This is a genomic window from Pseudomonas sp. IT-P253, from assembly GCF_949768125.1.
Classification (GTDB): domain Bacteria; phylum Pseudomonadota; class Gammaproteobacteria; order Pseudomonadales; family Pseudomonadaceae; genus Aquipseudomonas.
In genome coordinates this window covers 33,193-46,594 of sequence record NZ_CATKPT010000018.1, presented here as the reverse complement: position 1 = coordinate 46,594, position 13,402 = coordinate 33,193, and the positions used below count along the sequence as shown (strand labels likewise).

At 56.7% G+C, this 13,402-nt stretch carries 15 protein-coding genes; 6 read left to right on the top strand and 9 right to left on the bottom strand.

All coding sequences use genetic code 11. The features are described 5' to 3' along the window. Positions 1–34 precede the first annotated feature (34 nt). The 7 genes from rbsD to ACM6IR_RS11550 form a co-directional block, all read right to left on the bottom strand. Positions 35–439, bottom strand: coding sequence for a D-ribose pyranase (gene rbsD / locus ACM6IR_RS11580; protein WP_414907826.1), 405 nt, complete (start codon positions 437–439; stop codon positions 35–37). After that, a complete protein-coding gene (gene rbsK, locus ACM6IR_RS11575; protein WP_414907825.1) occupies positions 436–1,353 on the bottom strand; it encodes a ribokinase in 918 nt (305 codons plus the stop codon). The genes rbsD and rbsK overlap by 4 nt, the downstream gene beginning before the upstream one ends. Before the next feature lie 58 nt (positions 1,354–1,411). Next, positions 1,412–2,431, bottom strand: a complete 1,020-nt coding sequence (locus ACM6IR_RS11570; protein WP_414907824.1) for a LacI family DNA-binding transcriptional regulator — start codon at positions 2,429–2,431, stop codon at positions 1,412–1,414. 3 nt (positions 2,432–2,434) lie between these two features. Next, complete coding sequence (locus ACM6IR_RS11565; protein WP_414907823.1) at positions 2,435–3,412, bottom strand: ABC transporter permease; 978 nt, start codon at positions 3,410–3,412, stop codon at positions 2,435–2,437. Then, entirely contained in the window at positions 3,409–4,962 is a 1,554-nt protein-coding gene (locus ACM6IR_RS11560) for a sugar ABC transporter ATP-binding protein (RefSeq protein ID WP_414907822.1), read from the bottom strand. The genes ACM6IR_RS11565 and ACM6IR_RS11560 overlap by 4 nt, the downstream gene beginning before the upstream one ends. Before the next feature lie 56 nt (positions 4,963–5,018). Further along, on the bottom strand, positions 5,019–5,975 hold the full coding sequence (locus ACM6IR_RS11555; RefSeq protein WP_414907821.1) for a sugar ABC transporter substrate-binding protein: 957 nt from the start codon (positions 5,973–5,975) through the stop codon (positions 5,019–5,021). Positions 5,976–6,165: 190 nt separating this feature from the next. Continuing rightward, positions 6,166–6,612 carry a hypothetical protein gene (locus ACM6IR_RS11550; protein ID WP_414907820.1) on the bottom strand — a complete coding sequence of 149 codons (447 nt, stop codon included), beginning with the start codon at positions 6,610–6,612 and terminating at the stop codon, positions 6,166–6,168. A 353-nt stretch (positions 6,613–6,965) separates the two neighbouring features. Here ACM6IR_RS11550 and ACM6IR_RS11545 point away from each other — a divergent pair, with 353 nt between their 5' ends. The 3 genes from ACM6IR_RS11545 to ACM6IR_RS11535 all read left to right on the top strand — a co-directional run bounded on the left by ACM6IR_RS11545 (position 6,966) and on the right by ACM6IR_RS11535 (position 9,203). Further along, positions 6,966–8,054 carry an asparaginase gene (locus tag ACM6IR_RS11545; RefSeq protein ID WP_414907819.1) on the top strand — a complete coding sequence of 363 codons (1,089 nt, stop codon included), beginning with the start codon at positions 6,966–6,968 and terminating at the stop codon, positions 8,052–8,054. Positions 8,055–8,218: 164 nt separating this feature from the next. Next, positions 8,219–8,509, top strand: coding sequence for a DUF1654 domain-containing protein (locus tag ACM6IR_RS11540; RefSeq protein WP_414907818.1), 291 nt, complete (start codon positions 8,219–8,221; stop codon positions 8,507–8,509). A gap of 4 nt (positions 8,510–8,513) precedes the next feature. Next, positions 8,514–9,203: an endonuclease gene (locus ACM6IR_RS11535; protein WP_414907817.1), complete on the top strand. Its 690-nt coding sequence runs from the start codon at positions 8,514–8,516 to the stop codon at positions 9,201–9,203. 76 nt (positions 9,204–9,279) lie between these two features. Here ACM6IR_RS11535 and ACM6IR_RS11530 read toward each other — a convergent pair whose 3' ends face one another. Continuing rightward, positions 9,280–9,654, bottom strand: a complete 375-nt coding sequence (locus tag ACM6IR_RS11530) for an SPOR domain-containing protein (protein ID WP_414907816.1) — start codon at positions 9,652–9,654, stop codon at positions 9,280–9,282. A 250-nt stretch (positions 9,655–9,904) separates the two neighbouring features. Between ACM6IR_RS11530 and csrA the strand changes: the two genes are divergently transcribed. After that, positions 9,905–10,099, top strand: coding sequence for a carbon storage regulator CsrA (gene csrA / locus ACM6IR_RS11525; RefSeq protein WP_007938114.1), 195 nt, complete (start codon positions 9,905–9,907; stop codon positions 10,097–10,099). 197 nt (positions 10,100–10,296) lie between these two features. Here csrA and ACM6IR_RS11520 read toward each other — a convergent pair whose 3' ends face one another. Next, on the bottom strand, positions 10,297–10,752 hold the full coding sequence (locus ACM6IR_RS11520; RefSeq protein WP_414907854.1) for a DUF2214 family protein: 456 nt from the start codon (positions 10,750–10,752) through the stop codon (positions 10,297–10,299). Positions 10,753–10,936: 184 nt separating this feature from the next. Between ACM6IR_RS11520 and ACM6IR_RS11515 the strand changes: the two genes are divergently transcribed. Next, complete coding sequence (locus ACM6IR_RS11515) at positions 10,937–11,689, top strand: carbonic anhydrase (RefSeq protein WP_414907815.1); 753 nt, start codon at positions 10,937–10,939, stop codon at positions 11,687–11,689. A 930-nt stretch (positions 11,690–12,619) separates the two neighbouring features. Next, positions 12,620–12,835: a hypothetical protein gene (locus ACM6IR_RS11510; RefSeq protein WP_414907814.1), complete on the top strand. Its 216-nt coding sequence runs from the start codon at positions 12,620–12,622 to the stop codon at positions 12,833–12,835. Positions 12,836–13,402: the final 567 nt, after the last annotated feature.

Below are 13,402 nucleotides of genomic sequence, written 5' to 3'. Positions count from 1 at the left end.
CTTGTGCGTGGAACAGTAAAGAGACAACAGAGAATTAAAACGTTACCCCCGCCACCAACACAATGTTGCAGTACGGCTGGCATTCGCCTGTACGAACAATCGCCCGTGCCTGTCGGCAGAGGACTTTGAATTGGTCATGGCTGAGCAGCTCACGCTGACCCAGCACACCGTCGGCATCCAACTCATTCAGTGTTGTCAACACCGACGGTTTTTTGTCCAGGATCTCCCTGGCGAGCACATGGCTTTCAACTTGCATTTCACTGAGCACGACTTTCAAGGTGCTGACGAAATCGGGTATGCCTTGGGTCAGGGCCAGGTCAATCAATTCAACGCCTGGCGGCACGGGTAGACCGGCATCGCCGATCACCACTATGTCTCCATGGCCAAGGGATGCGATTAGCCGCGACAGGGCAACGTTGAGCAAAGGTGTCTTTTTCATGGTGCTTTAAAGGCCTGGACGTCGGACAAGGTAGGAATCGAAGGTTGCGCGCCAGCACGGGTGACTGACAGCGCGGCGGCGATCTGGCCGAACCGGATGGCCTGGGCTTCGCTCTCGCCAGCTGCCAGGGCCGCGGCGAAACCACCGACAAAGGTGTCGCCCGCCCCCGTGGTGTCGACAGCCTTCACTTTCAACGCCGGGAAATGCTCGAAGCTTTTGCCGTTGGCAAAAAGCGACCCTTGGGCGCCGAGGGTAATGATCACCTTGCCGGCGCCCATACCGATCAACCGAGTTGCGGCAGTTTTGGCGGCTTCCACAGAGTCCACTGGCACTCCGCTCAGGGCCTCGGCTTCGCTTTCGTTGGGAATCAGGTAATCGATGGACGCATACCAATCCGCCGGCAATGGGCGACTGGCCGGTGCCGGATTGAGAATCACGATCTTGCCCAGTGCACGACCACGCGCAAGCGCATGGCCGACAGTGGCATCCGGCACTTCCAGCTGACAGATAATCACGTCCGCGGCCTGCAATACCGAGTCGAAACGGTCGATGACCTCTGACGTCAGCGCACCGTTGGCACCAGCGACGATCACGATTGCGTTCTGGCTGTTGTCATCGACAACGATCAATGCCACGCCACTTGAGCCATCAACCGTGCTGACCGCCTGACAATCGATCTGCTCGGCCAACAGCGCCCCCCGCAGTTCTTCGCCATAGGCATCGCGGCCTACGCAACCGACCATCGATACCTGCGCACCCAGCCTTGCGGCGGCGACCGCCTGGTTCGCGCCCTTGCCTCCGTGGACCGTCGCAAACGACTCACCGATCAGCGTTTCGCCACCACGTGGCAACCTTGGTGCGCGAGTCACCAGGTCCATGTTCATGCTGCCTATCACCACTACTTTCGCTGGCATACGTCCCCACTCATCAATTCTGTTTCAGCGGTGCTTTTGGTTCAGCGGCTATCTCTTTTCAACGGAACTGAGCGAACACGCCGGCCAGAGGCGCGGTCGACTCTCGCAGGACAATACTGGGCGTCACAATCCTTTGATCGATGACCCTATCCGGCGTGGCGATCCGTCTTAACAGTACTGCCGCCGCCATCTCCCCCAGTTGCAGGATCGATTGGCCAACCGTGGTCAGCGCCGGATAGACGTAACGGCTCATCTGGATATCGTCGAAGCCGATCACCGACAGCTCGGTCGGCACCCGAATATTGCGCTCGGCGGCGGCCCGCAGCACGCCGATGCCGATCATGTCATTGCCGGCAAAAATAGCGCTGGGCGGGTTCTTTTCCAGCAGGATTGCGGCGGCGCTGTAACCGCCGGTGCTGGTAAAGTCACTTTCCAGCATCCGCTCGCGAGGCACTTCGACACCCGCCTCCTTCAAGGCTCGGCAATAACCGGACAGGCGCATCTGTGCCACGCTGGTACTTGCCGGACCGCCAATGGTGGCGATATCCCGATGCCCCAACTCCAGAAGGTGGCGGGTCGCCAGATAAGCGCCATATTCGTGATCGATTCGCACCAGGTCGGCATTCACGCCGTCCAGTCCACGGTCGACGATTACCATCGGCGTGCGCACGCCGGCCAGGCCTTCCGCCAACCCTGCGTCGCCACCGGCCGATGCCACGATCAGCCCGTCGATACGTTTCTCAAGCAATACGCGCAGGTAGCTGCGTTGCTTGTCCGGGTTGTCGTCGGAGTTACAGAGGATCACGCAGTAGCCGTGACGCTCGCAGTAATCCTCGATGCCGCGAGCCAGTTCCGCGAAGTACGGGTTGAGGCTGTTAGGCACCAGCAAGCCAATGGTGGCAGTGGTTTTGGCTTTTAACGAGCGGGCTACGGCGCTGGGCACGTAGTCGAGGCTTTTGATGGCCGCTTCGACCTTGATCCGCACTTCTTCACTGACCGGCCGGGTCTTGTTCACCACGTGGGAAACCGTGGTATAGGAAATTCCCGCGAGGGCCGCTACATCCTTGATTGTTGCCATGACTCAGGTCCGCCGGCTTGCGCGCTGACTGCGATAAGTATCAAGCACCACCGCCACCACGATCACCGCGCCAGTGATAATGCGTTTGGTCGGTTCGGTCGCGCCGATCTGCGCCAGACCGGCTGCCAATATGGAAATGATCAAGACGCCAAAGAAGGTGCTGATGACCGAACCACGACCGCCCATCAAACTCGTGCCGCCAATCACCACCGCGGCGATCACTTGCAGCTCCAGACCGGAACCGGCATTCGGATCCGCCGCTTCCAGGCGAGAAATCTGAAACAGCGCAGCAATACCGGCCAGCAACCCCATCAGACTGAACACCAGGATCTTGTAGGGTTTTGGGTTGATCCCCGCCAGACGCACCGCCTCTTCGTTGGTGCCAATACCAATCAGGTAGCGACCGAACACCGTCCGGGTCAATACGGCCTGGGCAATGAAGATGATCAGCAAGGCAATAATGAACGAGGGCGAAATGCCGAACGCTATCGGATTGGACAGCCACGCGAAAGCATCACCGATATAGGCCGTGCGTGAACCGGTCATCTGATACGCCACGCCGCGAGCCATTTCCAGCACGCCGAGGGACACAATGAACGAAGGAATCCGCCACGCCACGGTGATCGAGCCGGTAATGGTGCCGGCCAATGCCGCTACAGCCATGCCTAGCAGCGCTGCGGGCAATACGCTCCAGCCCCAGCCAAGTATCGCCACGCTGACCGTCGACGCTGCGAGCGCCAATACCGAGCCCACCGACAGGTCGATACCGCCGATGATCAACACGAACGTCATGCCGACCGCCAGGACCATCAAATCCGGAATCTGGTTGGCCAGGGTGCTGAAGGTGTCGTAAGACAGGAAATGGCTGCTCAGGACCGAGAACAGCGCGACCATCGCCAGCAAGGCACCGGCCAGGCCCAGATAGGTGCCGAGGCCGTAAAAATTGCCACTACGTTTGCCAGCAAGCGTTGCAGTTTTCATGGGAGATCCCTAGGCGCTGCTTCATTGAGCAGCGCATCACGTTTTTGGTAGCCGGCGAAAGCGGCAGCCAGCAAATCATCCTGCGTCCAGCTGTTGCGTTCGAAGGTGTCGATCAGACGCCCTGCCGACAGCACGCCGATCCGGTCGCAGATCAACATCAGTTCACGCAAGTCGCTGGACACCACCACCAGCGCTTTGCCCTGGCGGGTGAGCTCACCGAGCAGTGCATAGATGTCGAACTTGGCACCAACGTCGATGCCGCGGGTCGGCTCGTCAAACAGCAGCACCGCGCAATCGCGCTCCAGCCAGCGACCGATCACGACTTTCTGCTGGTTGCCACCGGACAGTTCCGACACCCGTTGCGTCGGACTGGAACTGCGGATGTGCATGGCGTCGATCTGACGCTGAGCCAGGGCCATCTCGTCAGCGTTGTTGACGAAGCCACCACTGGAAATCACCGGCATGTTGCCCAACGCAATGTTGGCGCTGATCGATTGGCTCAACAGCAAGCCTTCACCCTTGCGGTCTTCGGTAATCAGGGCGATGCCATGACCGACCGCATCGGCCGGTGAACGAATACTCACCACTTGAGCCGGCGAACCCAGCGCAACCGTACCGCTGTCTGCGACATCGGCGCCGAAAATCAGGCGCAGCAACTCGGTGCGCCCTGCTCCGATCAATCCTGAAATCCCGAAAATCTCGCCGGCGCGCACTTCGAAAGACACGTCGCGGACCTTGTCGGAGCGGGTCAGTCCTTTGACCGTCAACGCCGGAGCGCCAATCTTGCGCCGGCCCATGTCGATGTGTTCGCCGAGCTCGCGACCGACCATCAATGTCACCAATTGCTCGCTGTTGTAATCGGCCATCGGCTCGACGCAGACCAGGTGGCCGTCGCGCAGTACCGCAATGCGTTGAGCGACCCGCGCGAGTTCTTCGAGGCGGTGCGAGATATAGATGATCGAGACGCCGCGAGCTTGCAGGCGAGTGATCTGCTCGAACAGCATCTCGACTTCACGGGCCGTCAGCATCGCGGTGGGTTCGTCGAGGATCAGTACACGGCAATCGCCAATCAGGTTGCGGGCGATTTCGACCATTTGCTGGTGACCGATGCCCAGCTCGCCGACCAGGATATCCGGGTTGATCGCGTCGAGCCCGACCTGAGCCATGGCCTCGATCGCGACCTTGCGCAGTTGCTTGCGGCTGATCCAGCCACCCTTGCTCGGCAGATTGTCGAGAAACAGGTTTTCCGCCACCGACAGGGTCGGCAACAGGTTAAGTTCCTGCATGACCATGCGGATGCCCAGGTCTTCAGCCTGGGTCCGGCTGCCGGGGCGGTAATCCTGCCCCTGAAACTGCATGTGGCCGGTGGTCGGCGTGACCAGGCCGCCAATGATTTTCGACAGCGTGCTTTTGCCGGCACCGTTCTCGCCGGTCAGGGCGAGCACTTCGCCACGCATGAGCGTCAGGTCGATGCCGGTCAGGACCGGTTGGGCGTAGGTCTTACCGATACCGCTGACCGAGAGGACAGCGTTCGGGGCGCAAACTGACATAAAAAACTCTCCATGTGCTCGCCCGGACGGGCAAGCACCTTGTGTCGCCAGAAGGACTACTTGGTCACCAGCTCTACTGGAGTTTCGATTACGCCGTTGATGCCGCTATCGACCTTCCCACCTTTGATGATTTTCAGTGCAGTCTCAATGCCGAATACGGCTTGCTTGGCTGCAAACTGGTCAGCGGTGGCCAGAACGCGGCCATCCTTGAGCATCGGCTTGATGGCGTTGATGTTGTCGTAGCCGACCACTTGCACCTTGCCCGCCTTGCCCGCCGCACGCACGGCAGAAACGACCCCGACGGCCATGCTGTCGTTGCCGGCCAACAGGGCCTTGATGTTCGGGTATTCGCTCAGCATCGAAGCGGCGACTTTATTACCCTTGTCGATTTCCCAGTCGCCAGACTGGACGGAAACGACCTTGATTTGCGCAGCCTCCATCGCGTCCTTGAAGCCAGCGGTGCGGGCCTGTGCGTTGGTGGTGGTGGAAACGCCTTCAATAATGCCGACTTCATCCCCGGCCTTCAGCTGCCTGGCCAAGTAGTCACCCACCAGACGCGCGCCTTTGCGGTTATCCGGGCCTACAAACGGGACGGTGATGTTTTTGCTTTTGACGACACCTGGGTCCAGCTGGTTATCAATGTTGATCACGGTGATACCGGCATCGACGGCTTTCTTGATCACCGGCACCATGGCCTTGGAATCAGCCGGTGCGATGACCAGTGCATTGACCTTGGACACGATCATCTGCTCGACGATACGGATCTGGTTGGCGGTGTCTGTTTCGTCCTTGATGCCGTTGGAAATCAGTTCGAATTGGTCGGAGTGGTCTTTCTGGTAAGCCTTGGCGCCATCTTCCATGGTCAGGAAGAACTCGTTGGCCAGCGATTTCATGACCAGCGCGACTTTGGGCTTTTCAGGCGTATCGGCGAAGGCCGAAGAGACAGGCAACGCGGCGGATGCGGCAGCCAGCATAGCGACAGCGAGAAGACGTCCAGCGAATGGCAGCTTCATGGGTTCACTCCGATCTTATGATTATTATGAGCAACGCTTGCACTGGCATAGGTTTCATCGGGTTGCCGATGGATTGAGCCACTGACAGAGCCTCGCAAACGTTTGCGTTGACCAAACTATGCGAACCCGGCCGACATTGTCAACGGCCGGAAAGTTTCGTTTTGCGTTTAAACGGTCAAAAAACAGGACACTACGCGGTGGTGCTGATCAGCCCGCCAGAACTGGCATTCTTGACTAATTCCTTGACCAGACTGCCAGCTACCTGTGCCAGCGCGGCACTGGTTTCGGCGATCTGCGACTGGATCGACATCACAGCGGTTGCCTTGGCTTCCGGTGTCGGATAAGACGCGACTTGAGCCGCCACGAGCTGCTGCTGTTGCTCGCGAAGTTGCTTTTGAAGCTCTTGCATACGCTTGAGCAGCATCTTCACCGCAATACTTTGATTGCTGCCTGTCTCGGATGTCGCTGCGTCTTGAGCACCACCACCTGCCTTGACCCTGTTATCGCCACTCTCTTCCTTGCCCGGCAAAGGCGCGCCTGTCTCCGACGCCCCGTCACTCAAGGTGCCGACAGTCGCGGGCGACTTGCCACCGATCATGATTGCAGCGGCATTAGGAAAACCGACGGTTAACGACATGTGAACTCCCTTTAAAAAAGATCCTTTAAGGAAGCATCGACCTGCGCCCGGATTTCTTTAGCGCGGTTTTACGATCTTACAAGACGACTAGTTCAACAGAAGCTGTAGTCCTTTTCGGAGAGCCGAACGCGAATGCAATACATATTCGGAAACCCGGACAACAACCTGTTTAAACCGCATCTGGTGCAACGCTAATAATTGATATAAATCATCATGTTAGAGATTTTTTTTCAACACTAGACATGGCTGGTACGGATCCTGCTCCTTCTCACTCACCCCAAGCGTTCAGATCGTCCTGGGGCGTATCTAGATGAACCTGCATCAGCACTGTCTCACTACTAGAGAGAAAAATAATGACATCTGCTTTCAAGACCTTAGTTCCGGGCGCTTTGGCCCTGCTGCTCCTCCTGCCTACCGCCCTTCAGGCAAAAGAAGTCGAAACCAAACAAAAACTGGCGAACGTGGTGATCCTGGCCACTGGTGGCACCATCGCCGGCGCGGGCGCCAGCGCCGCCAACAGTGCAACCTATCAAGCGGCGAAAGTCGGCATCGACCAATTGATCGCCGGTGTTCCGCAACTGAGTCAATTAGCTAACGTTCGTGGCGAACAGGTTATGCAGATTGCGTCCGAAAGCATCACCAACGACAACCTGCTGCAATTGGGTCGTCGTGTGGCTGAACTGGCCGACAGCAAAGACGTCGACGGTATCGTCATCACTCACGGCACCGACACCCTGGAAGAAACCGCCTACTTCCTGAACCTGGTGGAAAAAACCGACAAGCCGATCATCGTCGTTGGCTCGATGCGCCCAGGCACCGCAATGTCGGCTGACGGCATGCTGAACCTGTACAACGCCGTGGCTGTGGCCAGCAGCCAGGATGCACGCGGCAAAGGCGTGCTGGTGACCATGAACGATGAAATCCAGTCGGGTCGTGATGTCAGCAAAATGATCAACATCAAGACCGAGGCGTTTAAAAGTGCCTGGGGCCCGCTCGGTATGGTGGTCGAAGGCAAATCCTACTGGTTCCGCCTGCCGGCCAAGCGTCACACCATGGATTCGGAATTCGACATCAAGAACATCAAGAGCCTGCCAGACGTCGAAATCGCTTACTCCTATGGCAATGTCAGCGACACCGCCTACAAAGCGCTGGCTCAGTCAGGCGCCAAAGCCATCATCCACGCCGGCACCGGCAATGGCTCGGTCTCTTCGCGGGTCGTTCCAGCGCTGCAAGCCCTGCGCAAGGATGGCGTGCAAATCATTCGCTCTTCCCACGTCAACGCCGGTGGTTTCGTACTGCGTAACGCTGAACAGCCTGACGATAAGTACGACTGGGTCGTCGCGCATGACCTGAACCCACAGAAGGCTCGCATCCTGGCGATGGTCGCTCTGACCAAGACCAACGACAGCAAAGAGCTGCAACGGATGTTCTGGGAATACTGATTCGCCCTCGCCCCGGTCGACTCCGACCGGGCTCCGCGGTTACCACTCGCCATCATTGGTGAGTGGTTCGCGCTTTTCATCTGACAACAACACTCCTTTCTTCCTGCACAAAACGGAAAAAACAGATGTCAGAGGATTTTCTGGAATTTTAAGCAGTTGCGAAAATGCTTACAGTTAAATACTGTATGCACGTACAGCTTAATAAGGATAATCCCGTGGCATCCACCCCTGTCTCTGCTGGCACCTATGAACGCATGGGCCTGCGCGTTCAGAAAATCATCAATTCCCCCTCCGCTCAGAAAGCCAAAGCCGCACTGATCTTCCGGCTGCCGGACGAACCCGTGGATGAGTGGGAACAGTTGCTCGAAGAAATCGATGAGAACGACAACGTCACCCTCGCCTATCGCGATGACGGCGGCGTGCAGATTTTCTGGGTTGTGCCGACGGAAGATTGATTCAATGAGTGCCCGTTGTTTTGCTTTGCTGTTCCTGTTCTTCGCCATGGGCGCACAGGCCGATGCCCCACGCACCTTCGACGAAGCCAAGAAAGTCGCCTGGAAGCTGTATGCGCCGCAATCCACCGAGTTCTATTGCGGGTGCAAATACACCGGCAACAAGGTGAACCTGTCAGCCTGCGGCTATGTGCCGCGCAAAAATGCCACGCGTGCCTCCCGCATTGAGTGGGAACACATTGTCCCGGCCTGGCAGATTGGCCATCAGCGTCAATGCTGGCAAGCAGGCGGGCGCAAGAACTGCACGCGCTACGACCCGGTCTATCAAAAGGCCGAGGCCGACCTGCATAACCTGGTGCCGAGCATTGGTGAGGTGAACGGCGATCGCAATAACTTCAATTTCGGTTGGCTGCCGGTGCAGTCGGGTCAATATGGCTCATGCCTGACCCAGGTCGACTTCAAGGCGAAGAAGGTCATGCCCCGCCCTTCCATTCGCGGCATGATCGCCCGGACTTACTTTTACATGAGCAAGCAGTACGGCTTGAGCTTGACGAAACAGGATCGCCAACTGTACGAAGCGTGGAACAAGACCTATCCGGTACAAGCCTGGGAGCGTCAGCGTAATCAGAGCGTGGCGTGCGTCATGGGACGCGGCAACGATTTTGTCGGCCCGGTGGACATGGAAGCCTGCGGTTGAACGCTCGCTGAAACACAAAGGCCTCGGGCGTGATACCCGAGGCCTTTGTTCGTTTCAAATCGCTTTATTCGAGCACCTACCGGGCAGCAGGATGCTCGAGGACCAGCAATTGAATGTTCTGTTTCTTCGCCCGAACGAGCGCTGCGTCGACCTCTGCCTGTTTGGCCTCGGCCTCGGCTTTCGTATTGAATGGCCCCATCAGGATACGAGACTTGCCATTTTCCATGACAACGTTCGAAATAAAGCTGTGTTCGATCAACCAGCCGCTCAGGTCGCTGACCGCCTGTGTGGTTTCGCCTCGCACTTCGAGATCCCATTGCGGCCCGGTTGTTGCCGCCGCCGATGCCGACGTTGAAACGATCGCCGGTTTCGGCCTTTGAGCGTCTACACCCTTGCCCTCACCGCATCCCGCCAACGCCAGTACCGCGATTACCAAGACCATTTTGCACACAACGCGTCCCTCTGAAGGCTTAAAGCAACGATTTTAACATTCATGAATACTTCCCGAGTGCCGCAAAATCGGCTGAAAACAACGAGAATGATGGTTGCGGCCTCTGTATAGTTACGCCTTGGGAATTAATGCAGCATCTGCGCGTCAGAAAGAGGCACCCAAACTGTGAGACTTCGCACTAATCTATACATACCACCGACCTCTGCACTGTTCGAATCAGGTGCCCTACAAAGCAATCAAGGAGAAGACCATGCTGATACTCACCCGCAAAGTCGGTGAAAGCATAAACATAGGTGACGATATTACGATCACCATTCTGGGCGTTAGCGGCCAACAAGTCAGGATTGGCATCAACGCTCCGAAAGACGTTGCAGTGCACCGCGAAGAAATTTATCAACGTATTCAGGCCGGTCTGACCGCTCCGGACAAGCCGCAAACTCCCTGAATCCTGTTGCAGTCAGTAGCCAGCCCGTTCGTTTTGGAATCACGGCTGGCTAAAGATTCAAGCGCCGCATCGCCCATCATTTCTGTGTCTCTGTGTCTCGAGAGGTCACGGCCTTCTTTGTGATGACGTCAGTTTCCGAAGCCGAGACTACCGACAAGCCTCAGGTGACGGTCAGACGTTTCGGGTTAACCCCGAGACTAACCAAACACCACTCCACGCGCCATGCCTGTGGCCGCCACCATGATTAGCAACACCAGCAACGCTTCGGTATGACTGATCCGCGCGAACAGCTTCGCACGGCCGGCATCTATAGCCGCACCCCGCCCCAGCGCAATCCGCCATTTGATCAGCGTCATCATCGGTGCAACCTCAAGCAACAGGATGCAGACGAACAGCGCCATCTTCAGATGGAACAGCGGCTGATGAAGATAGTAATCAGCGCCCTTTTCATACCCACCAAAAGCGCGCATCCCGCCAGTGATCAGGAGAATGACTGCAGAGATCCCCCATAGGTTATCCGCGATCAATACGCTGCGAGGCTCCCCCGTTCCGGCTGCCAGGCGCCGAAACGCCGTACCGCGAGTGAGCACGGCCCAAAAAGCCAGGGCAAAAGCTAACAGGTGAACCGCCGCAAAAAACCAGTGAACCAGCATCGAGATACTCCTGTCAGGACGAAGTTGAGTCAGCCCGTCAGTAGTAGCCCATGAAATGAAGGCTTGCATCGCCAAGGGATAACGTTGCCCAACGTCTAGACTCCCTACCAGTGCTGAAGACTCCTCAACGCACTAGCCCCCCAACCGCAGTCACTCCACGCAACCAACCTGAGTACACAAGATCATGTGTAAATCATGTGATTCAAACCCACTTGAAAACGCGAGTGGTCGTCGTAGATTCCTCCGGCTTGCCGGACTGGGCGCCGGCGCGCTGCTACTGGCCGGTGCGCTGCCCGACAATATCATCCAGGCGGCAGAGAAAACGGCCCCACCCCCGAAACCCCAAAACTCAATCAGCCCTGAAATGGCCCTCAAAAGGCTTATGGCGGGAAATAAACGGTATGTTACCGGCACCTCCAAGACACACAATTTCATGGATGAGCGGGAAGCCCTGGTCTCCGGGCAGAACCCGTTCGTCGCGGTACTGAGTTGCTCGGATTCCCGCATCGCCCCTGAGTACGCTTTTGACACCGCACGTGGCGATCTTTTCGCCATACGCGTCGCTGGCAATTTCGTCACCGATGAAGGGTTGGCCAGCCTCGAATACGCTGTTGCAGTGCTCGGGGCACCCCTGATCCTCGTACTCGGCCATGAGAGTTGCGGCGCTATTAGTGCAGGAATAAAGGCAGTCAAAGACCACACCGTTTTCCCTGGACAGATCCCGAAATTGACTGACGCACTCAAGCCAGCTATCGAAAAAGTGCTTTCTGAGCCTGGGAACCTCATGGAAAACGCGACCGCACAAAATGTCAAAGACTCGGTCAAGCGCCTTGAAAATGCCTCACCGCTGCTGACTGATGCGCTCGGCAAAGGAACATTGAAAATAGTGGGGGGCGTCTATCGCCTGGCTACCGGCAAAGTAGAGTTGATTGCCTGACTCAAAGGATTTTTTCATCAGGAAATGCGGCATCGCGCCGAGCCCCAGATGCAAAGAGCCCAGCGCAATGGCTGGGCTCTGGCGCCCTAGCCTCACGTATGAAAAAAGACCGGCCAACTAAGGCATTGCCCTATAGACAGCGGATTCCCAGGGGCTTATTTTCGCTCACCGGCAGGGACGCACCACAACCACTCACGCCCAGGGCAACCGAATGGTGCGTTATCTAGTCTTCATCGTCATAGCTATAATCATTTCGACTCTTGGTCTAGCGCTGTATGGCTGGTATCGCCACCTTCGAGACGACGATGACATTTTTTAGCCTGCACGCTATTTGTTTGCAACCATCGCTTTCGCCCGACAACCCTATCGACTTAACTTTTGCGCTTACACCAAGCCCCGGCAAATGCCAAGGCTCATAGAACTGTAGAAAAGCAAAAAGCCCGACTCAATGGCCAGCTCCGCTGTCACTCTTGAGTTGGAATACCAGCCCGCAGTCCAGTGTGAACGAACCCCATACTTTGTGAACGTTCCGCATGAAATCCAAGAATCGAGTAGGAGGCGGATTTACATCCGCCGTCCTCTCACACCACCGTACGTACGGTTCCGTATACGGCGGTTCAGGTTATGCGGCTAAGCCGGTTTATCGTATCCAGTATTGAGACCAGTCCGAGGTTGTCCCAAAGCCTCTTCGGTAGCGCCTGATTAATATGGGAAGCTCCCGAGTTCCACCATGGACCTCGACCATTGAACGCGGAGTTGCAGGCTCGGTATGCGGTTTTCCCCAACACTATTGCAGAGTTTATATCGCCAACCTCGGGAAGCTGGGCTACCTCTCGCCAGAGGACGCTCAGTTGGTTGCGAGCTTCTATCAATACGTCGAAAGCGACGTACGGGACGTCACAGAAGGCGGAATCATCTACGAAGGGACGAATGGACCCAGAAGCTTTTACAGAGGCTGCAAACGCCCTCAAATTCGCGTTAGACGTTGCACAACCCCACCTGCTCGCCTGCCTGTACAACAAAGTGAATACGCTTCAGTCAGTAGCTGATTGCCTCAACTCCAAAGGCTTGCGTACAGCTCCTGGCAGCGAGTTCACACCAACGGCAGTACGTCGCTTGATGCTCGCCTTCAACGTCTCGTTCTGAGGCTGTAAGAGCTCCCAGCAGCCTAGTGTTATTTTGTGATTTGTCAGCTTTCTGGTTGAGCCACTCGTGCAATGCTAAGTGCCTGGGCCACGCCGACCGTTTTCAGAATGGAGGGGGGTGCCTCCCAAACGCGAGGCCATTATTTTTCGCGGGATTTTGGGAGTTCACATCAGAAGTGCTATCCCGATTTTCGCGGGATTTGGAAATCGCCACAGCTATAGAAAAGCTGCGTCGAAATTATCTATAGCCGAAACCAGATGGCCAGATATGAAAAACCCCACCGGAGTGGGGCCTAAAGCCTTTTACTTCTGGAACCGCAACAACCCCTCTAAGAGAGGGTTTGTTGCGCTCTTCTTCCACTCGACTGGCGGAGCTTCACTAACTGATACGAAAGCTTCGTAGGTGGAAATCCCTGCGGACGCAGCAGCATCAATACTTTCTCGAACGTAATTTTCGGCCCACGCCCTCGAAGTGCCGGGCGTAAACGTAACCGTCCAAAGCGTTGTGAGTTTGTGCTTCGTAAACTTCTTTTTCTTCAGCTCTTCGTTGAATTTGCTACGAGCTGTC